A 23,205-nucleotide genomic window follows, 5' to 3' on the forward strand; every position below is an offset into this window, starting at 1 on the left:
GAACACAGACCGATCAACGTCACATCCACACCCCGCGCCGCCGCACCCCGCGCGAACGCCACCGACAGACCCGGCGACGACGGACGCATGTCATGCCCGACCACGATCGCCCCAGCCCCCGTGACCTCGACGAACGCCGCACCGAACAGCTCCGCCAACGACTCGTCCCACTCGTCCGGCACGACACCACGCACGTCATACGCCTTGACGATGTTCGAAAGATCGGGCATTTCCACTCCTTCATGGGGTGACCGGCTGTGCTCCGGACGCTACCCGCCGCCCTGCCCGACACGGCCCGCCCACGCCCCATCCCGTTGAGGCTTTGGCAGATAGCCGTCACCCCGGTGCCGCCCCGCCCCTCTCCCGGTACCACCCCGCCGCCGGGCCGATCCGGCTCAGCGGGCCGGGCCCCGGTGTGATCCCGGCGAGTTCCCAGGCCGCGTCCGCGCGGTACCAGTGGTCCCGGGCCAGCAGCGTGAACTGACGTTCGCTCACCCAGCCCGGGGTGGCGGCCAGCGCGTCCAGGCACCTGTGCCACGGCCGGTCCTCCGCGGGCAGCGCCGGCAGTATTCGGTGCGCGGCGAGCACGTCCATGATGTCCCGGTTGCGCACCGGCTCCGGGTGGTGGGCGTGCAGGACACCCGTCGTATCGGCCGCGGCGCCGTCGCCGAGGGCGAAGGCGACGATGAGCCGCGCCAGGTCGTCGACGTCGACGAAGGAGGCCAGCCCCTCCCCTCCGTCCCACCGCGCCGGTACGCGCCGGAAGGCGTCGACGAGGGCCGGTACGGCCCACCGGTCGCCCCGTCCGAGCACCAGGCCCGCGCGCAGGACCAGGCCCCCGGCATCGAGCACGGGCCCCTCCCCCGCCAGCCGTCCGGCGCTGGCCGGCGAGACCGGGGCGGGTGTCAGCTCAGCCACGTCCTGCCCCCGGTGCGGTCCCGGTCCGTAGACGGCGCAGGTCGACAGGTGGACGATCCGCCCCACTCCGGCCCGTCGGGCCTCGGCCACCAGGGCTGCGGCACCGGCGGAGTTGACCGCGGCGCACCGGTCGGCGTCCGGTCCGATGTAGGAGGCCAGCGACAGCAGGACGTCCGCGCCCTCGCACACCCCGCGCAGGGACTGCTCGTCGGCCAGGTCCGCGTCCATCCAGCGCACGCCGTACGGGGCCGCGGGGGGCGGCGTACGCGATGTCGCGCGCACCACGGCCCGCGGGTCCTGCGCGGCCAGTCGGCGCAGCACGGCCGACCCCACGAAGCCCGTCGCGCCGGTGACGACGACATGGCGGGTGCTCAAGCCCGCTTCTCCGAACCCGACTTTGTCTCGTTCCCGGATGCGTTCTTCGGCTCGTTCCTGGGCTTCTGCTCGGCGGGCGGCAGCGTCAGGCGCAGTCCGCCGCGGATGGCGTCGGCGGCCACCGCGGGCAGCAGGTACCGCCACAGCGAGGCGATCCGCTGCGGCAGGTCCGCCCGTCCGGTGGACGCCTGGGAGAAGAGCTGAGCCCCGGTGAACGAGCTGACCAGCACCCAGGCGAGTTCGTGGTCGTCCACGTCCGGCTGGAGCTCCCCCTTGGCCCGGGCGAAGCGCAGCTGCTGGCGGAACTCCAGGACCCAGGCCTGGTAGGCGACGTCGTCGCGCAGGCCGAACTCGCCCTGCTCCACGGCCAGTCGTACGCCGGCCCGGAGCACCGGATTGTGCTGGAGCTGCTCGGCGAGGTAGAGCGTGATGTCCACCAGGTGCTGCAGGCCGTCCTCCCCTGCGGGGAACTCCAGGCCGTCCCCCTGGCCGACCATGACGGCGTAGGCGAGTTCCTCCTTCGAGCTGAAGTGGAAGTACATGCCGCCCTGCGTGACGTCCGCGCGCTTCATGATCTTGCTGATGCTGGCCCCGCTGAAACCGAACTCGTCGAAGACCTCGGCCGCGGCGCGCAGGATGGCAGCTTTGGTCTGAACTGCCCTGAGTTGGGGCGCGCGTTGCTGCTTCCGTTCTGACATGAGCACCTAACTAATCTCGACAAAAAAAACGAACATCCTTTATTTTAGGACCTGCGCCGAACAAGCACCAGCTCATGTCCGACGTCCAGGGGGGCTCAACCATGACTCTGTCAACTGATCACTCCGCCTCACCCATCGCCGCGCTCAGCAGCGCCTTACCGCGGGAGTACGTACACAAGAGCGCACACTCGGAAGTCCTACTCACCGGGTGGCGCACCGTCGCGCCGGACGAATACGTCGTCAGCGCCCAATGGCCCCGCACCCACAGCTTCTACACGCCGGACGGCGGCCACCACGATCCCCTGCTCCTCGCCGAGTCGGTCCGCCAGGCCATCCCGCTCCTGAGCCACGTCGCGTACGAAGTCCCCTTCGGTCACCGCCAGATCTGGGACACCTTCAGCTACTCGACCAACCCCGAGGCTCTCGCCGTCGGTTCGACTCCGGCCGACATCGCACTCCACATCCGCTGCTCCGGCATTTCGCGGCGCGGCCGAAGACTCGCGGGCCTCACCATGCACGTGACCGCCACCCGCGACGGAGAGTTCCTGGGCACCGCCGAGGCGGGCTTCACCAATCAGCCGGAGGCCGTCTACCAGCGGCTGCGCGGCAGGAACGCGGACCTCGACGAGGTGGCCGCCCGCACCATCCCGCTGCCGCCGCCGCTGACGCCCCGCCGGGTGGGCCGCGACCGCTTCCACGACGTGGTCCTCTCCCCCACCAGCTCCACGCGGCGCGCCCAGCTCCGGGCCGACGTCAACCACCCGATCCTCTTCGACCACCCCGTCGACCACGCCCCCGGCATGCTGCTCCTGGAGGCCGTGCGGCAGGCCGCGTACCGTTCCGCCTTCCCCCGACGGGGAGTCCTCACCGATATGGAGATCCGCTTCTTCCGCTACGCGGAGCTGACCTCGGCCTGCTGGATCGAGACCGTCCCGACCGCCGGTGAGCCGGCCACGCCGGACCGCCATCCCGTACGCGTGGTCGCCAGCCAGAACGGCGAGGTCGTCTTCACCGCCACCGCGACGATCAACGCCACGGCGCCCGCACCCCTCCGCGTCCCCGCGACGCCCTGACCGCTCGGTGAGGCACTCGGCTCATGAGCGCGCCGGCTCATGAGCCCCCGCCGCACCGGCCCGTCCGCTCCGGAAGAACGGCGAAGGCGCCTGCTCGGGTCCGTACCCGACAGGCGCCTTCGTTCCTTCACGGCCGTCGCCGTCACCGTCCCGGTCGCCACCGACGTCGCCGGTGCCGGTGCCGGTGCCGGTGCCGCTGCCGCTGCCGCTGCCGCTGCCGGTCAGACCTTCCTGACCACGCTGGACTTCAGCTGCATGGGGCCGAAGCCCTCGATCCTGCAGTCGATGTCATGGCCGTCGACACCCTCCACCAGGCGGATGTTGCGCACCTTGGTGCCCGCCTTGATGCCGCTCGGGCTGCCCTTGACCTTCAGGCCCTTGACGACCGTCACCGTGTCGCCGTCCGCCAGCACGTTGCCCACCGCGTCCTTGATCACCCGCTCCTCGGCGGCGCCGCCCGACTCACCGGACCCGCCGGAGGCGTGCGGCCACTCGTGCCCGCACTCGGGGCAGACCAGGAGCGCCCCCATCTCGTAGGTGTACGCGCCCGCGCATTCGGGGCAGGGAGGCAAGGGGTTCTCAGTCACCCCGCGAGTATATTTCAGGCCCGTCTCCGCAGGTCGGCGAGCGGTCCAGGGCCCTCAGGCCCTGCAGGAGCAGGGACAGCCCGAATTCGAAGTGCGCCGCGAAGTCCTCACTCGTGAGCGCGGGCAGCGCGGCAGCGAGCTGCGGATACCGCTCGGGATCGGCCGCCAGGCGCAGGCGCTCGAGGTCCGCCGCCCCCTCACCCCCCACCGACTGGAGCGCGGCCTGCTCCTCCAGCGTGTGGCCGATGGTCAGGTGGGCCACCGCCATCAGCGTGCGCGCCGCCTCCTGCGCGCCGAATCCGGCCGTGCGCAGCACGCCGATGACCGCCTCGGCGAAGCCGAGGGTGTGGGGCCCGGTCGCATGGGTGCCCGCGTAGACCCGTGCGCCGTCCCGGCGGGCGAGCAGCGCCGTGCGCATGCCCCGGGCGAGGGAGGCCAGCTGCTCGCTCCAGTCGCCGTCGGTCCTCGTCGCCGCGAGGTCGGCCAGCATGCGTTCCGCCATCGCGGTCAGCAGGTCGCCCTTGGTGGCGAAGTACCGGTACAGCGCGCCGGCCTGGACGTCCATCGCGTCGGCGAGGCGCCGCATCGTCAGCGCGTCGAGGCCGACTTCGTCGAGGAGTTCCAGTGCCGTGTCGACCGTCCGGGTGCGGTCGAGGCGGGCCGGGCGGCCACGGGCGGGGGTTGACGGGGAGCTCATGGTCCTCACTATAGTGAACAACGTTCACGTGAACGCTGTTCACTAATTATGGGAGGCATCACCGATGGATACCGACGTGATCGTGGTGGGTTCGGGGCCGACCGGGCTGCTGCTCGCCTGCGAGCTGGCACTGGCCGGCGTGCAGACCCTGGTCGTCGAGCGGCGCACCCGCCCGCAGCAGGACTCCCGGGCGCTGACCCTGCATCCGCGCAGCCTCGAAGTGATGGATCTGCGCGGCCTCGCCCCGCGCTTCCTCGGGCTCGGCCGGATCCTGCCCGGCTGGCACTTCGCCGCCCTCGACACCCCCCTGGACTTCGCCGCCCTGGACAGCCGCCGGGCGCACACCCTGTTCCTGACCCAGGCGCGTACCGAGGAGCTGCTGGCGCAGCGGGCGCACGAGCTGGGGGTGGAGATACGCCGCGGGCACACGCTCACCGGCCTGCGGCAGAGCGAGGACGGGGTCGAGGCGGAGGTGCACGGGCCGGACGACGGACCTGCCGGAGCCCGGCAGATCCTCCGCGCCGCGTACCTGGTGGGGTGCGACGGCGGGCGCAGCACCGTCCGGGAAGCTGCCGGAATCGACTTCCCCGGCACCGACGAGACCCTGACCGGGGTGCTCGGGGACTTCGCCACCATCACCGCCGGCCCCGAGGACCTGGCCGGCGCCCGCGGCGCGGGCGTGCTCGCCGTCCCGCTGGAGGGCGGGCTCACCCGCTTCGTGTACATCGACCCGGAGCGGATGCGGACACCGGCGCGGGTACCGGTGACGCTGGAGGAGTTCCGCGGCGCGCTGGTCCGGATCTGCGGCTCCGACTTCGGGGTCGACCGGCCCCGATGGCTCTCGCGCTTCGGCAATGCCACCCGGCTGGCGGCCTCCTACCGCTCCGGCCGCGTCCTCCTGGCCGGCGACGCCGCCCACATCCACTTCCCGGCCGCGGGCCAGGGCCTCAACACCGGGCTCCAGGACGCCATGAACCTCGGCTGGAAACTGGCCGCGGAGGTGAAGGGCTGGGCTCCTCCCGGCCTCCTCGACACCTACCACACCGAGCGCCACCCCGTCGGCCGGGCCGTCACCGAGAACACCGAGGTGCAGACGCTGCTGGCGGAGCTGCCGCTCGTGGACCGCTACCGCCGGCCGGCCGCCGCCCTGCGCGGCCTCTTCGAGGAACTGCTGAAGATGCCCGAGGTCAACCGCCGGTTCGCCGAGCAGGTCTCCGCGCTCGGCACCGCCTACCCGGCCACCGCCCCCGGCGCCGATCCGCTGGTCGGCCGCAGGATGCCCGACATCGCCCTGAGCGCGGCCGGTTCGGGCGCGACACGGGCGTACGAGCTCCTGCACCGGGGCGGCTTCGTCCTGCTCCGCCTCGCCGGTGCGCGGGACCCGCACCCGCACCCGTACGAGGCCCCCGGCCGGTACCCGCACCTCAGCGCCGTCACCGCCCACGCACGCGAGGAGCACCCGGAGCTCGACGGGGTCCGCGAGATCCTGATCCGCCCCGACGGGCACATCGCCTGGGCCACCCGGAGCGACGACGCCGGTGAACGCCGTACCGGCCGCGACGCGGCGCTCACCGCATGGACGTCGCCGACCGGGGCACCCTGCCCGTCATGACGGGCGGCCGGTGGAACCGCCGAGGAGGGTGAGGGCGCGGGCACTCGGGCTGTCCGGTTCGGCGTGGTAGACCACCAGCTGCTGGCCCGGCGCCCCGCGCACGTCGAAGGACTGGAAGGTGAGCGAGAGCCGGCCGACGTCGGGGTGGTCGAGTTCCTTGGTCTCGTAGGTCTTGCCCCGGACGCCGTGTGCGGACCACAGCGCGGCGAAGTCCTGGCTGACCGAACCGAGTTCGCGGACCAGGGCGCGCAGCCGCGGGTAGCGCGGGTCGAGGCCGGTCGCGTGGCGCAGCCCGGCCACCACCGCCTCGGCCGCGCGGTCCGGGTGGACGAAGAACCGGCGGGCCGCGGGGTCGAGGAAGGTCATCCGGGCGAGGTTGTCCCGCCGCGCGAACGGGGAGAAGAGCGCGTCGGCCATCGCGTTGGCCGCCAGGAAGTCGGTGGCGGGGTTGAGGACGAACGCCGGGGTGCCCGTGTACCCGTCCAGCAGTTGCCTCAGGGCGGCCCCGACGGCCTCCCGCGGCTGCGGCCGGTCACCGTCGGGCGCGGCACCCGCCAGCCTGAACAGGTGTTCCCGCGCGGCCTCGTCCATGCGCAGGGCGGCGCTGATCGCGTCGAGGACCTGCGAGGAGGGACCGCGCTCGCGCCCCTGCTCCAGCCGGGCGTAGTAGTCGCTGCTCATTCCGGCCAGAACGGCGACCTCCTCGCGGCGCAGCCCCGCCACGCGGCGGTGTCCGTAGGAGGCGATTCCCACGTCCCCGGGCCGCAGGTGAGCGCGCCGGGCACGCAGGAAGTCTCCGAGATCGCTGCTGGTCACACCTTCAGATTAGAAGGCGGCTCCGCGTGGCGGAACTGCCGTTCCTCATTGGCGCGTTCCCGCTCGTTCCGGCACCCCTCCGACCTGATGATCTTGCGTAGGCTCGGGTTCGACCGACCCGACCTGCCCGGCCGACCTGCCCGGCCGACCCGACCTGCCCGGCCGATCGGCACCGGCCGATCGAGACCCACGGACCGGATTCCGCCCCCCACCGGAGGAGCATCGTGCCCCAGCCCATGAACCGACGACTCGCCCTCGGCGCAGCCTTGTTGGCGGTGATGGCCGCCGTGGCTCCGGCGGCCACCGCCCATGCCGCCCCGACCACCCCCGACCTCGACGCGCTGACCCAGGCGCTGCGGAACACGACCGCTGCCGGAGCGCCGGGCGCCATGGCCCGTTTCAGCGGCCCCGACGGGGTCAGCGTCAAGACGGTCGGCGTGCGCGACAAGATCACGGGGTCGGCGATGGACGCCCGGGCCCGCTTCCGGATCGGGAGCGTCACCAAGACGTTCACCTCCGTCGTCCTGCTGCAGCTGGTGGACGAGGGCAAGGTCGATCCGGACACCTCCGTCAACCGGTACCTCCCCGGGCTGCTCCCCGACGACCGGATCACGGTGCGTCACCTGCTGAGCCACCGCAGCGGGCTGTCGGACTACACCAATGCCATGTTCGAGCACACCGTGCCGGGCTTCGAGGCCGTACGCAACCGGGTGTTCGGCTACCAGGAGCTGGTGAACCTCTCGCTCGCCGAACCGCGGACGAACGAGCCCGGCGCCGCGTACGCGTACTCGAACACCAACTTCGTCGTCCTCGGCATGCTCATCGAGAAGGCCACCGGCAACGCCGTGGCCAAGGAGTACGAGCGGCGCATCTTCAAGCCGCTGAAACTGCGCAACACCTCCTATGTGCACCCCGGGACACAGATCAGGGGTCCGCACGCGCACGGCTACCTCCACCCCGACGAGGCGGGCGCCCCGCTGGTCGACTCCACCGAGCAGACGGTGTCGTGGGCCCAGTCCGCGGGGGCGGTGATCTCCGATCCGGCCGACCTGAACACCTTCACGTCCGCGCTGCTCGGCGGCCGGCTGCTGCCCGCGCGCCTGCTGGACGCCATGCTCACCGTGACCCCGACCGACACCACGAACACCCGGTTCTACGGGCTCGGCCTGCGCCGCTACGACCTGTCGTGCGGCACTTCGGTCTACGGGCACACGGGCACCGTGCAGGGCTTCTACACCTACGCCTTCTCCACCCGCGACGGGCGCCGCAGTCTCGCGGCGATGGCGAACACCTCGAACCGGGGGCAGGCCAACACGGCCCTCGGCGGCACCCTCGAAGCCGCGTTCTGCGGGAAGCCGGCCCCGAAGGCCACGGCGCGCGGGTTCGGCATCGCCCCGGCCGAGATGGACCTGCCGGAACGCAACGCGCGCTGACCTCACGGGCGGGCGAGCGGAGGCAGCTCCCGTCTGACGAATCATCAGGTCATCTGTCCCGGACTATTGACTCTGTCGGCGGCAGTCGGGATTCTCGTCCCACCGTTGTGGGGTCCATGACAAGCCACGCCTGTGGCCGTGGCTTGTCATGACCCCCGGCGGATCCGTTCCTCGACCGCGCCATCCGGCTGACCTAAGACGTGAGTGATGACCATTTCTCGACACACGCACCACAGGCGTAGGCCCCTGGCGGTCCTGTCATTGCTCCTCGCCGTGGTGGCCATGGTGCTCGGCCCCGTACCCAGTTCCGCCGCCGACCCCGGCTGGTGGAACCCGAGCGCGCGGCCAGCACCCGACTCCGACATCAACGTCACGGGCGAGCCCTTCAAGGGGACCGACGCCCAGGGACGGGTCCGGGGCTTCGTCGACGCGCACGACCACATCATGTCCAACGAGGGCTTCGGCGGCCGTCTCATCTGCGGCAAGCCGTTCTCCGAGGCGGGGGTGGCCGACGCGCTCAAGGACTGTCCCGAGCACTACCCCGACGGCACGCTCGCCATCTTCGACTTCATCACCAAGGGCGGGGACGGCAAGCACGACCCGAACGGCTGGCCGACCTTCAAGGACTGGCCCGCCCACGACTCGCTGACCCACCAGCAGAACTACTACGCCTGGGTCGAGCGCGCCTGGCGCGGCGGCCAGCGCGTACTCGTGAACGACCTCGTGACCAACGGGGTCATCTGCTCGGTCTACTTCTTCAAGGACCGCGGCTGCGACGAGATGACCGCCATCCGGCTCGAAGCGCAGAAGACGTACGACATGCAGGCCTACATCGACAAGATGTACGGCGGCCCGGGCAAGGGCTGGTTCCGGATCGTCACGGACTCCGCGCAGGCCCGCGACGTCATCCAGCAGGGCAAGCTGGCCGTGGTCCTCGGGGTCGAGACCTCCGAACCCTTCGGCTGCAAGCAGATCCTGGACATCTCGCAGTGCAGCAAGCAGGACATCGACCGCGGGCTGGACGAGCTGTACCGCCTCGGCGTGCGCAGCATGTTCCTGTGCCACAAGTTCGACAACGCCCTGTGCGGGGTGCGCTTCGACGAGGGCGCCCTCGGCACCGCCATCAACGTGGGCCAGTTCCTTTCCACCGGGACCTTCTGGAAGACGGAGAAGTGCACCGGCCCGCAGCACGACAACCCCATCGGACTCGCGGCGGCCGCACCCGCGGTGCAGAGCAAACTCCCCGCGGGGGTGGCGGTCCCCTCCTACGCCGGCGACGCCCAGTGCAACACGCGCGGGCTCACGGAACTCGGTGAGTACGCGGTGCGCGGCATGATGAAGCGCAAGATGATGCTCGAGGTCGACCACATGAGCGTGAAGGCCGCGGGCCGGGCCTTCGACATCCTGGAGTCCGAGTCGTACCCGGGTGTGATCTCCTCGCACAGCTGGATGGACATGGACTGGACCGAGCGGGTCTACAAGCTCGGCGGTTTCATCGCCTCGTACATGAGCGGAGCCGAGGGCTTCAGTGCCGAGGCGAAGCGGACGGACGCGCTGCGCGACAAGTACAACGTCGGCTACGGGTACGGCACCGACATGAACGGCGTCGGCGGCTGGCCCGGACCGCGCGGGGCCGACACGCCCAACCCGGTGCGCTACCCGTTCCGCAGCACCGACGGCGGCTCGGTCATCGACAAGCAGACCACCGGTTCGCGCACCTGGGACCTCAACACCGACGGCGCCGCGCACTACGGTCTGGTCCCCGACTGGATCGAGGACATCCGGCTCGTCGGCGGCCAGGGCGTGGTGGACGACCTGTTCAAGGGCGCCGAGTCCTACCTGACCACCTGGGGGAACTCCGAGAAGCACAGGTCCGGCGTGAACCTGGCCGCGGGCTCCTCGGCGTCGGCGTCGAGCGCGGAGTGGTGGAACCCCTTCGTGAACTTCTCGCCGGGCCGGGCCGTGGACGGGGACTCGGGCAGCCGCTGGGCGAGCGAATGGAACGACAACCAGTGGCTGCGCATCGACCTCGGGTCCGCGAACCGGGTGGGGCGCATCACCCTGGACTGGGAGGCCGCGTACGGCAAGGCGTACCGCATCGAGGTCTCCACGGACGATACGAACTGGCAGACGGTCTGGTCCACGACCGCCAGTGACGGCGGCCTGGACACGGCCCGCTTCTCCGGGGTGCCGGCGCGCTACGTCCGCGTCCAGGGACTCCAGCGGGCCACCCAGTGGGGGTACTCGCTCCACGAGGTCGGCGTCTACAGCGGCTGACGCCGCCGGGGCGGGTGCACGAGTGGCCGGGGCCGGCCGGATCTGCTGATCCGGCCGGCCCTCCCGCCTTCCCCGGCCCCGGCCCCGGATCCACCGCGCACCATCAGCCACACCGCACAGCACGACCGAAAGGAAGAACCATGGCACGGATGCCCTCGGCCGAGCGGCGCAGACAGTTGACCGAGGCCGCGATCCGCGCCATGACCCGCGACGGCGTCGCCGCGACGACGACCAGGTCGATCTGCGCCGAGGCGGGGGTGTCCCTGAGCGTCTTCCACTACTGCTTCGACTCCAAGCAGGCCCTGCTCGAATCCGTCATCGCGGCGATCACCGAACACAGCGTCACGCTGGTACGGGAGGCGATCCAGCCGAGGGCCACCCTCCGGGAGACCGTCCGAGCGGGTTTCCAGGCGTACTGGGACCACGTGTCCGACCACCCCGGCGAGCACATGCTCACCTACGAACTCACCCAGTACGCGCTGCGCCGGCCGGGCTTCGAGCACCTGTCGCGGCGACAGTACGAGCGGTACTGCGACACCTACACCGAGCTGATCGAACAGCTCCGCCACCACATGGCCCTCGAACTCCGCGTACCCGTGATCGTGTTGGCCCGCTATCTGGCCGCCATGACCGACGGGCTGACGCTGAACCACCTCGTCCTCGGCGACGACCGGATCTCGGCGGACATCCTCGACATGATCACCGACCATGTCGCGGGCCTCATCGGTGAGCGGCCAGATTCAGCCATGGCGTGAATTGCATCACTACCGGCCGAGTTGTGTCCTGCTTGTCCGTTTGCGAGATCGAACTGCCTGGTCAGGGCGCTACGTTGCAGCTCTCTGTATCGAGATCACTCGATGATCCACCGAAAGACCGAGGAAGTATGGCTACTCGTTTCTCCGCGGCACGACGCCGTGGGAGAGGGCCCTGGGGTACCTCGCACTGGATAGCGGGCGGGGCGGCCCTCATCGTGACCGCCACCCTGCTCCAGAGCTCGAACACGGCGGGCGCGGCTCCGGCCGGGTCCGCGGCCAAGACCGGCAAGGTGACCGAAGAACTCAATCTCCCGCGTGCCCGGGTGGCCGCGCGCACGGCCGGCCACCGCGTGGAGGCCGTCTCGGAGCGGTCCGAGACCGCCACGACGTGGGTGAACCCGAACGGCACGCTCACGACCGAAGTGGCCGCCGGGCCGATTCGGTTCTACGACCAGCAGGCGCGCGGCTGGCGAAGCGTCGATGTGAACCTGGGCCGCGGCTCGGACGGTTCCGTGGCGTCCAAGGCCCACCCGCAGGGCCTGAAGCTGGCCGCGGGCAGCCTGCCGCGCATGGCCAAGGCCGCTCCCTCGGCCGCACCGTCGGCGAGCTTCATCAGCACCGACCTGGTCACCCTCGGCGAGGGCGACCAGCAGATCACCCTCCAGTGGAAGGGCGCCCTGCCGACCCCGAAGCTCGACGGGGCCCGCGCCGAATACACCGACGCCGTCCCCGGCGGTGACGTCGTCATCGAGGCCACCCGCAGCGGCTTCGAGCAGTTCGTCGAGCTGAAGCAGCGGCCGGCCGGCGGGAACTACTCGTACACCCTGCCGCTGGTGGCCAAGGGCCTGAAGGTGGAACAGCAGGCCGACGGAGGCGTGCAGTTCACCGACCGCAGGAGCAAGCGGACCGCCGTCATGCCGGCGCCGGTGATGTGGGACTCCACGGTCGACCCGGTCTCCGGCGAGCACACCCGCAAGGTGCCCGTGGCGATGAAGGTCGTCCAGGGCAGGGGCACGGTCGACCTGGTCGTCACCCCGGACGCGAAGTTCCTCGCGGACCCGGCCACCAAGTACCCCGTGACGGTGGACCCCTCCACTTCGTCGCTGGGCAGCGTCTTCGACACCTACGTCCAGCAGGGCGAGACCGTCGACTGGTCGAACGACACCGAGCTCGACCTCGGCAACCCGGGCACGAAGAACGGCGACGGCACCTTCCGTACGGCGCGTTCCTTCATCACCTGGAACACCGCGCCCATCGCGGACGCGCTGGTCTCCGAAGCCAAGCTGTCGCTGTTCAACTTCCACTCCGGGAACACCGACTGCGTCGCGCAACCGTGGGAGGTCTGGAGCTCCGGAGCCCCGAGCACGGCGTCCCGCTGGACGAACCAGCCCGCCATGGGCACCAAGTACGCCACCTCCACCGAGACCCGGGGCAACCCCGGCTGCGCCTCGGCACCGGACGGCTGGATCAACGCGGACGTGACCACCCTCGTGCAGACGTGGGCCTCCGCGAAGGCGCCGCTGTCCAGCATGGGTCTGCGGGCCACCTCGGAGTCGGTCGTCGGGCAGTGGAAGCGCGTCAACTCCGCGAACGCCACGGCCAATCCGCCGAAGCTGACGGTGACCTACAACTACCGTCCGCAGACCGGCACCAAGCAGGAGGCCGGCCCTCCGTTCATCCAGGACAAGACCCCCGCCTGGCGTGTCGAGACGACGACGCCGACCCTGCGCGACACGTTCGCGGACAAGGACGGCGACACGGTCAACGGCACCTTCCAGATCTTCGACGCGGCCACCAACACCCAGGTCGGCAACACCCTGGTCTCGCCGTACGTACCCGCCGGCACCCCGGCATCGGTCGTCGTACCCGCGGGCGTGCTCCAGCACGGGCGCATGTACCGCTTCCGCACCTCGCCGTACGACGGCACGCACTACAGCAACAGCTGGTCCCCCTGGTCCAACTGGACCACCTTCACGGTCAGCCCGCTGCCCGACGCCCCGCAGGACCTCCAGGCCGGCGCCCAGCAGACGCTGACGCCGATCCTGTCCGCGGTCACCATGTCCCCCGCGCAGACCCGGGTGAAGGCCGAGTTCTCGCTGAAGGACGCGGCCGGAAACCCGGTCCCCGGTCTTGCGATGCCCGCCGTGAGTGTGGAGAGCGGGAGCCGGGCCGCGCTGGAGATCCCGGAGGGCAAGCTCACGGACGGCGCGACGTACCGTTGGTCCGTACGGGCCTGTGACACCGTCGGGTGCTCGCCCTGGTCGGCCGAACAGAGCCTGACGGTCCGCCTCCAGCCGCTGCCCCAGATGCCCGCCACGCAGTCCCTGACCCTCACCGGCGCCGCCCTCGCGGGCACGTCCGCCCCGACCGACTGCGACACGCCCGGCTGCGCCACGCCCCCGGCCGACCAGCTGCGGATCGGTACCGCGGACGGACACCTCTGGGCAACGCACCTGAAGGCGGACCTCTCCGCGCTCCCGGCGGGGGCCCGGGTCACCTCGGCCAAGCTGTCACTGACCCGGTCCGACTGCGCCACGCAGTGCGTGGCGCAGAAGCCGAGCGTGTACGAGCTCTCCACCGCCTGGACCGCGGCGCAGAGCGGCAAGGACCTCCTCGCCGCGGCCGGCGACGAGAGCTACGTCACGGACACCGCCCTGGCGGAGGTCGACTTCGGCATGCTGGTGCAGTCATGGATCGATCGAGGCACCAACCAGGGCATAGCCCTTACGGTTCCCGGTACCGCGGCGGCGGCCTCGTACCACTCGGGTACGGTCACGGACACCGCCAAGCGGCCCGGGCTGACCATCGAGTACCTGCCGCCGATCGCCCCCGGCGCGGTCAACGACGTCGTCGCCACCGCCGGTGACGCGGGCCTGCTCGCCACGTGGAACCCGCCCACCGACACCGGCTCGAACGGCGAGACCACGTACGTGGCGAAGGCCGAGAAGAGCGACGGCACCGTGGTCGCCACCTCGGAGGGCACCGTACCGCGCGCCGTCTTCACCGGCCTGGACAACGCCCTCTCCTACCGGGTCGCCGTGACGGCGAAGAACGCCGTGGGCAGCAGCCCGGTGTCCCGCAGTGCGCCGGTTCAGGGCTCCTCCGTGCCCGGGGGAACCGCGCGCTACAAGGACTACGTCCAGGCGTACCTGAGCGCCCGCAACAAGGTCATGACGGGGGTGAGTCTCACCGCGGAGGAAGCCGCCGCCGAATCCCCGCACGCTGAGGTCTTCAGGGACCTGCTCGGCGTGCAGGAGGACCCCGTGGTCGGGACGCGCGAGGGCCTGGAAACGCAGAACCAGGCCTACATCGGTGCGTCCTCGGCCCTTGCGGACACCACGGTCCTGAGCGGCGCGGCCGGCCGGGTACTCGTACGGAGCACCGTCATCCAGACGGTGACCATGCGGGTCGACGGGGTCGACGAGGTCTCGGAGAACCGGATCTACCGGAGGTTCGTCTTCAACGTCGTCGCAGGCGCGGCGAAGCTGGAGAGCGAGTCCGACGACATCGAAGCCGGGCAGACCCTGTCCACCACGGCTGCGGCGGTCTCCCAGGTCACCGCCACTTCGGCCGAGGCCCCGGAGGTGCCGACGGGCATCGACCCCATCGCGCTCGGCACCGACGGCTTCCCGCTGGCGGGCGGGTCCGAGGCCGGCGTCCGTACGGCCGCGTACGTCAATGGTTCGGGGACCGCGAGCTGGGCCCTGACCCACGCCTATGACAAGGTCGAGTACTGGAACAACGACTGCGCCAACTTCGTGTCGAAGTCGCTCTACTACGGCGGTGGCATGAAGATGCGCACCGGCTGGTACAGGAACAGCAACGTCTGGTGGCGGAACCCGACCTTCAGCTGGATGCCGAGGGAGAGCCGCACCTGGGCCGGAGCCCAAGGGCTCTTCACGCACCTGTTCAACTACCGCCAGCCGGGCTACGTCAACCGCTCGTACAATCTGCGCCCCGGAGACGTTCTGTTCTTCAAGTACAGGGGTGACAACATCTACAACCACACGGCCGTGGTGCGCGGCATCCAGGGCGGTACCGTCAAGATCGCCCAGCACGGGTACTCGCCGCTCAGCACCCTGCCCGAGATCATCGCCAGGAACAACGGAAAGATCGTGGAGATCGGCGCCCTGAGGCCGAGGTCCCGGTGAGGCCGGCACCGGCTCTCCGAGCCGCGCTCGTGTCCGCCGTGGCGCTCGGCGTGCTGACGGCCTGCTCCGGGGACGTCACCTCCGAAGAGGCGGACTACATCGGGGACTACAGCAGTCATCCGCCACTCAAGGTCGTCGGGTATCCGTCCACGGGATCGCTGGGGATCACCCAGCAGGTGGTGTGGCGGATCGCCGACGGAAAGGCCGAGGAGCTGGCACTGCTCGCGTCCGACGAGCGGGGCGAGGGCGTAGCCGAGAAGACCGCCAAGAACTGGATCGATGCATTCCGCAAGGGCGCCGGCGGCCCGGTGACCGCGGAGTTCTACGACGAGGGCTCCTACCGGCAGACCGTCGTGCTCTACCTGCACGGCAGCGGCCAGATCAAGGAGATCTACGTCCGTGCCGCGCGCGTGGCCGACAAGGAGGCCTGGGGTGTGAACCTGGCCGAGCCGGACCCCGGTGAAGCCACCGCCGTCGGGCCGTGGGTGCCGAAGACCCCGGGTGAGCTCGGCTCCAAGATGGTGCCGTGACCTGAACCGGTCTCGAAGGCCGAAGGGCGCCGTCCCGTGGATCACTCCACGGGACGGCGCCCTTCGGCGTGGTGCGTGCGTCAGGCGCGGTCCAGCAGGGTGGTCAGGACCTCGTGGAGGACCGCTTCCGGGTCCGCCACGGCCTGGGCCGAGCGCCACGCCACGAAACCGTCGGGGCGCACGAGGACCGCACCCTGCGGGGTCGTGCCGTGCACCTCGGTCCAGTCGCCGCCGTTCGCGGGGATCAGATCGGCCTCCGGTCCGGTGCCGATCGCGTACGCGTCCAGGGACAGGCCCAGTTGTTCCGCGACGGACCGGGCCGCGGCGCGCCACGGCGTGCCCTCGGAGCTGAGCAGGACGAAGGAACGCTCGTACAGGTCCACGCTGGACTTCGGCTCCGGGTCCCCCGGTCCGCAGAGCCACATGTGCGGTGCGCGGCTGCCGGGCTCGCCGGTGAGCCGCATCCGTTCGGGCACGACGGGCTGGTCCGGGTCGGCTCCCAGCACCGCGCCCCGGGGGTAGCGGTAGCCCATCGCCACCGAGAGGACCCCGCCCTGCCGGCCGCCGCCACCGCGCGGCGCGGCGTCCGGATCCGGTTCGGGTTCGGTCGCGGGCAGGATCTCGGGGTCGGGCTCGTACCCCGGGTGGCTGTGCTCCGCGGACCGGGCCGAGGCGCGCTCGCTCGTCGCCCGGGCCACCGGAAGCCGCTCGGCCTCGTAGGTCTGCAGCAGCCCCGGCCCGGCCGAACCGCCCAGCACCGCGGCGAGCTTCCAGGCGAGGTTGTGGGCGTCCTGGATGCCGGTGTTGGAGCCGAAGGCCCCGGTGGGGGACATCTCGTGGGCCGCGTCACCGGCCAGGAAGACCCGGCCGGCCCCGTACCGCTCGGCGACCCGCTCGGCCGCGTGCCACGGGGCCTTCCCGGTGATCTCGACGTCCAGGTCGGGTGCGCCGACGGCCCGCCGGATGTGCTCGACGCACCGCTCGTCGGTGAAGTCCTCCAGCGTCTCGCCCTGGTCGGGGTGCCAGGGCGCGTGGAAGACCCACCGCTCGGCATTGTCGACCGGCAGCAGGGCACCGTCGGCGTCGGGCTTGGTCAGGTAGCACACGATGAAGCGCCGGTCGCCGACCACGTGGGCGAGCATCCGGGACCGGAAGGTGATGCTCACGTTGTGGAACAGGTCCCCGGAACCGCTCTGGCCGATCCGCAGCTCCTCGCGCACCGGACTGCGCGGCCCGTCTGCGGCGACGAGGTAGTCCGCGCGCACCGTGCTGTGCTCCCCGGTGTCCCGGTTCTTCACGACTGCGGTGACCCCGCCCGGGTCCTGGTCGAAGGAGAGGAGTTCGGTGGAGAACCGCAGGTCGGCCCCCAGGGAAGGGGTCACGGACATCAGGACCGGCTCGATGTCGTTCTGGCTGCACAGGCACCAGGACGACGGGCTGAAGCGCCCGAGCGCGCCACCCGGGTCGATCTCCTCGAAGAGCCACTCCTGATCGTCCCCGGTCAGCGAGCCGCCCTGGAGGATGCCGTGGTTGTCCGCCAGGACCGAGGCGGCGTCCCGGATCCGGTGCTCTACCTGGGCCACCCGGAACAGCTCCATCGTCCGAACGTTGATACCGCGTCCGCGTGGGTGCAGGGAGGTACCCGCGTGCTTCTCGACCACCATGTGCCTGATGCCATGCCGGCCGAGGAAGAGCGAGGTGCACAGACCCACCAGCGAGCCGCCCACGATGAGGACCGGGACGTGGTGGTCGACGTTTTCCTTCATGTTCCTTCCATGCCCTGTGCGAGGGGGGTTCCCTCGCTCGTTCACCCGCTTGGTTCTCTCATCTCGCGCCGCAGGGATTACGGGACAACGATCGGGTTCGGGTGGCGCCGCCCCGTGGCGACCGTGTGGTCTCGAAGGAGTGTGAACGATGACAACCTTGTCGGAACGGATATCCCAGTCCGCCTTCGACGGCTCGAGGCTTCGGGTCGTACTGCTGCTGGATCTGTACGACGGAGCGCAGAACCAGTTTCTGGAGGTGTACGAACATCTGCGCAAGCAGGTGTCCTCCGTCCCCGGACACATCAGCGACGAGTTGTGCCAGTCGATCGAGAATCCGTCGCAGTGGCTCATCACCAGTGAGTGGGAGAGCGCACCGCGGTTCTTGGCCTGGGTCAACAGCGAGGAACACGTCGCCTCGGTGCAGCCGCTCCACGGCTGCGTACGGGACACCCGATCGCTGCGTTTCAGCGTGCTGCGGGAGACCGGCAAGGGACCGGACCCCGGCCTCTCCTCCCACACCGTCCCGCTCGGCGCCTTCCCCTCCGCCTCCGCCTCCGCCTCCGCGGGGGCCGCGGACCGGGCCCGGGGGCGTCTTCAGGTGGCTCCGCGACGCGGGGACGGCATCGTCCGCCACGCGCTCACCTTCACCGTCAAGCCGGGCAGCGAGCCCGTGGTGGCGGAACTACTGGCCGGGTACACCTCCCCGCAGGCCCAGGTCGACGAGACGACGCGGCTGCGCCGCACCTCGCTGTTCATGCACGGCAACCGGGTCGTGCGGGCGGTCGAGGTGGAGGGCGACCTCCTCGCGGCACTGCGCCACGTGGCCCGCCAGCCCGAGGTGCGGGCGCTGGAGGAGGCCATCAACCCGTACCTGGAGCAGGACCGGGATCTCAGCGATCCCGGATCGGCCCGGATGTTCTTCACCCGGGCGGCGCTCCCGGCGGTGCACCACGTGGCCGCGGGTGGCCGCGAGCCCGCGGACGTCGGGCGGCATGCCCTCTTCTACCCGGCCAAGGACGGGTGCGGCATGGCGCTCGCCCGGCTGCTGGCCGGGCAGGACGAGGCGGCCGTGGACGACCCCACGTGCCCCGTCGAGGCCAGCACCGTCTTCCAGCGCGACGACATCGTCGTGCGGCTCCTCGATCTGCGCGGCCCGCTCGACGCGCGGCCCGCGTTGGCCCTCGGCGTCGAGGGCAGCCACAAGGCCGCCGTGCTCGCCCGGCTGCTCGACAGCGCCAAGGACGGCGTCCCCACCACCGACCAGGAGATCTCACGCTTCCTCGCGCGCTCTGAAATGCGCCTGATCACCGACCGGCGCACGCCGGTCCAAGCATGAGGAGTTGTCCGTCATGACCGCTCGACTGACCATGGAAGAACTGGCCGCTCTGATGAAGAAGGGGGCCGGCATCACCGTCGACCCCGCGGCGATGGCGAGCCGCCCCGACTCGGGCTTCGACGAGTGGGGGCTCGACTCCCTGGGACTCCTCGGCATCGTCGGTGAGCTGGAGAACCGCCACAGCCGGCCGCTGCCCGCCGACGCGGACCGTTGCAAGTCGCCGCGCGAGTTCCTCGACCTCGTCAACAACGCCCTGGCGGCCTGAAGCCGACGCGCCCCGGGCCCACGCGGCGCCCCGGGCGCACCGGACACGTCCCCGAGACCGGCTCCCTGCCGGTCTCGAGGCGTGTGCGGCCCGACGGCCCCCGCCGCCGGTCCTATGCCGGCGGGCATCAACCGGGCACGGTGCACTCGAACGCGTGCAGGTACGCGTTCACCGGCCGGATCTCCCCGATCACCAGCCCGGCGTCCGCCATGCGGGCGCAGAGGCTGGCCTTGGTGTGCTTCGCGCCGCCGACGTTCAGCAGCAGCAACAGGTCCATCGCCGTGGTGAACTTCATCGACGGGCTGTCGTCGACCAGGTTCTCGATGATGACGACCCTGGATCCGGGGCGGGCCGCCCCGACGACGTTGCGCAGCGTCCTGCGGGTGCTCTCGTCGTCCCATTCGAGGATGTTCTTGATGATGTACATGTCGGCGTCGACCGGGATGGCCTCACGGCAGTCCCCGGGAACGATCTCGGCCCGGGCGGCGAGCTCGCCGCCCTCCCGCAGCCGGGGGTCCGCCTTGGCCGCGACACCCGGCAGGTCGAGCAGGACGCCCCGTACCGTCGGGTGCTTCTCCAGCAGGCTCGCCAGGACGTGTCCCTGGCCGCCGCCGATGTCCGCGACCACCGAGATCCCGGTGAGGTCGAGCAGCTCCGCGACGTCCAGTGCCGACTGCATGCTGGAGGTGGTCATGGCCCGGTTGAAGACGTGGGCCGACTCGTGCGCGTCCTGGTGCAGGTAGTCGAAGAACCCCTTGCCGTACAGCTCCTGGAAGACGCTGCCGCCGGAGCGGACGGCGTCGTCGAGCCGTGGCCAGGCCTGCCAGGTCCAGGGTTCGGTGCACCACAGGGCGATGTAGCGCAGGCTGTGCGGGTCGTCCTCGCGCAGCAGTCGGGACATCTCGGTGTGGACGAACTGTCCGTCCTCCGTCTCCGCGAAGATCCCGTAGCAGGACAGGGCGCGGAGCAGCCGCTGGAGGGGCAGCGGCTCGGCCTCGACCGCGGCCGCGAGCTCGGCCGCGGTGGTGGGCGACTCCCCGAGGGCGTCGGCCACTCCCAGGCGGGCCGCCGCTCGTACGGCGGCGGCGCAGGCGGCGCCGAAGACGAGTTCCCGCATGCGCATGGCGGGCTGGGGCGTGTGCTGGGGGGCCGGGATCGGGGTGGGGGTGGGACTTACCGTGGTCATGAGGCCTCGATTCTGCTGATCAGGGTGGTCACGCGTCAGCACATCCCGGCCGGTACGGAGGATTCGCACCGGTTGTTGAGGAACCGGTTGCCCGATCCGGTGCCCTGGTTGGCCAGGTCCGCCGGCTTGTTGTCCCTCACCTCGTTGTCCTGGATGACGTTGTCGGTGTTCGTCGCGCCCACGAAGCTCTTGAAGAGCAGGATTCCGCCCGACAGCGGGGAGGCTCCGACGTTGCCGCGGATGGAGTTCGCCCGCACGACCGTCTGCTCCGCCCCGGTGAGGACGATGCCGACGCCCTGAATGTCGGGGAGGCGGCTGTTGCCCTTGCAGAACTTGTTGTTCTCGTGGATCCGGTTGTTGCGGATGGTCATGTCTCCGGCGCCGGGCTCGCCCTCGTCGCCGACGACGAAGATGCCGCCGCAGTTGCCGGTGGCGGTGTTGCCGTAGACCGCCAGGTTCCGGACCCGCCTGACCGTGACGCCGATGCGGTTTCCGGTCAGCGTGTTCCTGCGGATCACGGCGCCCAGGGTGTCGGTGGCACCGCCCTCGCGGTCGACGGTGTTGGCGATGAAGAGGCCCGACTCGGCGTTGTCACGCGCGGTGTTGTCGCGGAAGAGCCCACGGGTGGACCTCTCCTGGGCGATGCCCCACGTGCCGTTGTTCTCGGCGATCACCCGCTGGACGCTGAGCCGGTCGGTGTGGGAGGCCCAGATGCCGTTGCGCTTGAAGCCGGAGACGGTCAGCGAGCGGATGTCCACGCCGACGACGGGCTGCTCGGCCGTTCCCATGACGCAGATGCCGGTGTCGGCCTGCGAGCAGGTGAGGGCCCGTCCGTTCGCCGCCGCGCCGGGCGCCGCCGCTGCCCCGGGCGCGACCGGTGCCCCCGTCGCGCCGGGTTCCGGGGGCGTCACGGGCGTGACCGGGGTGACCGGGGTGCCCGGGTTGACGGGGGTGCCCGGGTTGACCGGGTTGACCGGGGTGGTGGCCTTGACCGGCGGCTTGATCACCGTACGGGCGCCGAAGCCCCGCAGGGTAACCCTCTTGGTGATCAGCACGTTCTCGTAGTAGGTGCCGGGCATCACGGTGATGATGTCGCCCGGCCTGGCGAAGTTCACCGCTTCCTGGATCGAGTCGCCCGGGAGCACCCGGCGTCCGGCAGCGGCGGCGGAGGGCGTGAGTACGCCGAGACCTGCGGCCATGACGACTGCGATGCACGTGAGGGACTTGATTTGTCGGTTCGTCACGAACCCGAAGTTATGGGCCATGACGACCTCTCGCCACACCGTGTGAGCGGATGGACACATCCCGTGGGCAAACGGGCGCATTTTCGCGTCCGGAGGAGTGGATAGTCGTACTCCGGACGACGGCCGAACGGGGTGACGCCCGATCAGCACCGGCCCTACGGCGTGTCGCCCGGCCCGGACGGACCCCGCGGGCCCGTCACACCCCGACGAGCGTCGCGGCGCCGAACGAGACGTCGAAGCGGTCGCACCAGATGGTGACGCTGGTGAAATCGGCCACCTTCACGTCGGCCGGGACCGGGTAGTTCTGGTCCCCCTTGTTGCCCTTGAGCTTGCCGAGGCTGGTGTACCTGCCGTCGTCGAAGACGCGCCAGCCCGCCACGCCCTCCTTCACCGGAGCATCGGTCAGCCACACCCTGAGATCCGGGCCGTTGCTGGTGTCGAGGTTCGTCAGCCGCAGCGTGTGGGACCCGTCGGGGAGCCGGATGAGCTCCACCTCGCCGGTGGTGCTGTGCTCGTGGCTGATCAGGGTCCCGCGGGCCACGGTCACCGGGGCGGCGGGGGCGGCGCCGGGCACGGCCGCGGCCGCCCCGGGCTCCGACGGCGCGACGGCGACCGGGAGCGCCTCGCGGACGGTCTCGTCCTGCCACAACTTCCACGGCTGCAGCCAGTACAGCCCCGCCGCGAGCACCACCGTCACCGCGATCGATGCTCCGGCCCACAGCCGTCCGCGTCGCCTTGTCCCTGTCACTGACGATCCCTCTTCCCCACTCGTTCTCTCCTCGGTGATTCAACGCGGTCGCGCCGCCGTGCGCCATGCCCGCTCCGATGACGAAAGTCTTACGTCCGCCGACCGGGCCGTTGCCCACTGCCCGTCGTCCGCCCAGGTGGCGGGGGGTTTCCCGGGCCGGCAGGGGTTGGGCAACGGGCAACCCGTCGACCCCGGTGCATGGCCGGGGCAGGCTGAAGCCGTCAGCACGAGGCAAGCACCACAAGGGGAAATCATGCGCAAGATGTTCCGCGGCGCCGCCGCGCTCGCCACCTCCGTCGTCGCCGTTCTCGCGCTCAGCGGCACGGTCGAGGCGAAGCCGGCCGACGCGTGGGCCGGCTGCCCGGATGGGGCGGTCTGCATCTACCCTCAGAACCAGAACCCGGCCGTCAAGCCGACGCACGTCTTCTACGCCTACGGGGCGCACAACCTGAGCAACCAGTTCGGGAACCACTGGGTGCTCAACAACCAGTACGGCGGTGCGACCGCAAATCTGTGCAAGGGCTCCGGAGGCCGGGACTGCGGCAGCAACATCGCCGCCAAGACCGGTGTCTACGCCGATCTCACGCCCATCAACTCGGTCCGGCTCAACCCCTAGCGGACCCCCGTCACGGCAGCGTGCGGAGCCCCCGTCCGGGCAGCTCCGCACGCTCGTGTGCTGGTCATATCGGCTCGAAGAGGCGGCCGGCCACCCCACCCCCGCTGTACCCTGGGCGCTGC

Annotated in this window: 19 protein-coding genes and 2 pseudogenes; 11 read left to right on the forward strand and 10 right to left on the reverse strand. The window is 70.8% G+C overall.

The window, feature by feature from the left end:
- The 3 genes and pseudogenes from manB to IE257_RS32890 form a co-directional block, all read right to left on the reverse strand.
- Positions 1–230: pseudogene (gene manB / locus IE257_RS32880) on the reverse strand (phosphomannomutase/phosphoglucomutase); the annotation flags it as partial.
- A 106-nt stretch (positions 231–336) separates the two neighbouring features.
- Positions 337–1,293, reverse strand: coding sequence for an NAD-dependent epimerase/dehydratase family protein (locus IE257_RS32885; RefSeq protein ID WP_189973497.1), 957 nt, complete (start codon positions 1,291–1,293; stop codon positions 337–339).
- On the reverse strand, positions 1,290–1,991 hold the full coding sequence (locus tag IE257_RS32890) for a ScbR family autoregulator-binding transcription factor (protein WP_189973498.1): 702 nt from the start codon (positions 1,989–1,991) through the stop codon (positions 1,290–1,292). Before IE257_RS32890 ends, IE257_RS32885 begins: the two co-directional genes overlap by 4 nt.
- Positions 1,992–2,092: 101 nt before the next feature.
- Here IE257_RS32890 and IE257_RS32895 point away from each other — a divergent pair, with 101 nt between their 5' ends.
- A complete protein-coding gene (locus IE257_RS32895; protein ID WP_189973499.1) occupies positions 2,093–3,064 on the forward strand; it encodes a ScbA/BarX family gamma-butyrolactone biosynthesis protein in 972 nt (323 codons plus the stop codon).
- A 221-nt stretch (positions 3,065–3,285) separates the two neighbouring features.
- Here IE257_RS32895 and IE257_RS32900 read toward each other — a convergent pair whose 3' ends face one another.
- Complete coding sequence (locus tag IE257_RS32900) at positions 3,286–3,651, reverse strand: zinc ribbon domain-containing protein YjdM (protein ID WP_189973500.1); 366 nt, start codon at positions 3,649–3,651, stop codon at positions 3,286–3,288.
- Positions 3,644–4,348 carry a TetR/AcrR family transcriptional regulator gene (locus IE257_RS32905; protein WP_189973501.1) on the reverse strand — a complete coding sequence of 235 codons (705 nt, stop codon included), beginning with the start codon at positions 4,346–4,348 and terminating at the stop codon, positions 3,644–3,646. Before IE257_RS32905 ends, IE257_RS32900 begins: the two co-directional genes overlap by 8 nt.
- A 64-nt stretch (positions 4,349–4,412) precedes the next feature.
- On the opposite strand from IE257_RS32905, the gene IE257_RS32910 reads away from it, so the two are divergent.
- Positions 4,413–5,960, forward strand: coding sequence for a monooxygenase (locus tag IE257_RS32910; RefSeq protein WP_189973502.1), 1,548 nt, complete (start codon positions 4,413–4,415; stop codon positions 5,958–5,960).
- On the opposite strand, the gene IE257_RS32915 is transcribed toward IE257_RS32910, so the two are convergent.
- Positions 5,955–6,776 (reverse strand): helix-turn-helix transcriptional regulator, encoded by an 822-nt coding sequence (locus tag IE257_RS32915; protein ID WP_189973503.1) that lies wholly within the window; start codon positions 6,774–6,776, stop codon positions 5,955–5,957. The two genes, IE257_RS32910 and IE257_RS32915, sit on opposite strands and share 6 nt — an antisense overlap.
- 236 nt (positions 6,777–7,012) lie before the next feature.
- On the opposite strand from IE257_RS32915, the gene IE257_RS32920 reads away from it, so the two are divergent.
- From IE257_RS32920 to IE257_RS32940, 6 genes and pseudogenes are all read left to right on the forward strand, one after another.
- Positions 7,013–8,209 carry a serine hydrolase domain-containing protein gene (locus tag IE257_RS32920; protein WP_189973504.1) on the forward strand — a complete coding sequence of 399 codons (1,197 nt, stop codon included), beginning with the start codon at positions 7,013–7,015 and terminating at the stop codon, positions 8,207–8,209.
- Between the two features lie 207 nt (positions 8,210–8,416).
- Positions 8,417–10,486: a galactose-binding domain-containing protein gene (locus tag IE257_RS32925; protein ID WP_189973505.1), complete on the forward strand. Its 2,070-nt coding sequence runs from the start codon at positions 8,417–8,419 to the stop codon at positions 10,484–10,486.
- Positions 10,487–10,626: 140 nt separating this feature from the next.
- Complete coding sequence (locus IE257_RS32930; protein ID WP_189973506.1) at positions 10,627–11,241, forward strand: TetR/AcrR family transcriptional regulator; 615 nt, start codon at positions 10,627–10,629, stop codon at positions 11,239–11,241.
- A gap of 215 nt (positions 11,242–11,456) precedes the next feature.
- Positions 11,457–13,226 (forward strand): annotated as a pseudogene (locus tag IE257_RS38690) (DNRLRE domain-containing protein); the annotation flags it as partial.
- 321 nt (positions 13,227–13,547) lie between these two features.
- Entirely contained in the window at positions 13,548–15,392 is a 1,845-nt protein-coding gene (locus IE257_RS38695; protein WP_229920813.1) for an amidase domain-containing protein, read from the forward strand.
- A 29-nt stretch (positions 15,393–15,421) separates the two neighbouring features.
- Positions 15,422–15,922, forward strand: a complete 501-nt coding sequence (locus tag IE257_RS32940; RefSeq protein WP_189973508.1) for a hypothetical protein — start codon at positions 15,422–15,424, stop codon at positions 15,920–15,922.
- A gap of 80 nt (positions 15,923–16,002) precedes the next feature.
- On the opposite strand, the gene IE257_RS32945 is transcribed toward IE257_RS32940, so the two are convergent.
- Positions 16,003–17,688, reverse strand: coding sequence for an FAD-dependent oxidoreductase (locus IE257_RS32945; protein WP_189973509.1), 1,686 nt, complete (start codon positions 17,686–17,688; stop codon positions 16,003–16,005).
- 148 nt (positions 17,689–17,836) lie between these two features.
- Between IE257_RS32945 and IE257_RS32950 the strand changes: the two genes are divergently transcribed.
- Both IE257_RS32950 and IE257_RS32955 read left to right on the forward strand, forming a co-directional pair.
- Positions 17,837–19,024 carry a SchA/CurD-like domain-containing protein gene (locus IE257_RS32950; protein ID WP_189973510.1) on the forward strand — a complete coding sequence of 396 codons (1,188 nt, stop codon included), beginning with the start codon at positions 17,837–17,839 and terminating at the stop codon, positions 19,022–19,024.
- Between the two features lie 13 nt (positions 19,025–19,037).
- Entirely contained in the window at positions 19,038–19,289 is a 252-nt protein-coding gene (locus tag IE257_RS32955; protein ID WP_052873145.1) for an acyl carrier protein, read from the forward strand.
- A 127-nt stretch (positions 19,290–19,416) separates the two neighbouring features.
- Here IE257_RS32955 and IE257_RS32960 read toward each other — a convergent pair whose 3' ends face one another.
- The 3 genes from IE257_RS32960 to IE257_RS32970 form a co-directional block, all read right to left on the reverse strand.
- A complete protein-coding gene (locus IE257_RS32960; RefSeq protein WP_189973511.1) occupies positions 19,417–20,475 on the reverse strand; it encodes a methyltransferase in 1,059 nt (352 codons plus the stop codon).
- Positions 20,476–20,510: 35 nt separating this feature from the next.
- A complete protein-coding gene (locus IE257_RS32965) occupies positions 20,511–21,719 on the reverse strand; it encodes a right-handed parallel beta-helix repeat-containing protein (protein WP_372453144.1) in 1,209 nt (402 codons plus the stop codon).
- Positions 21,720–21,915: 196 nt separating this feature from the next.
- A complete protein-coding gene (locus IE257_RS32970; RefSeq protein ID WP_189973512.1) occupies positions 21,916–22,467 on the reverse strand; it encodes a DM13 domain-containing protein in 552 nt (183 codons plus the stop codon).
- Between the two features lie 253 nt (positions 22,468–22,720).
- On the opposite strand from IE257_RS32970, the gene IE257_RS32975 reads away from it, so the two are divergent.
- Positions 22,721–23,083: a hypothetical protein gene (locus IE257_RS32975; RefSeq protein WP_189973513.1), complete on the forward strand. Its 363-nt coding sequence runs from the start codon at positions 22,721–22,723 to the stop codon at positions 23,081–23,083.
- Positions 23,084–23,205 lie beyond the last annotated feature (122 nt).

Origin of the sequence: Streptomyces avidinii (assembly GCF_014650695.1) — a bacterium.
Taxonomy (GTDB): Bacteria; Actinomycetota; Actinomycetes; order Streptomycetales; family Streptomycetaceae; genus Streptomyces; species Streptomyces avidinii.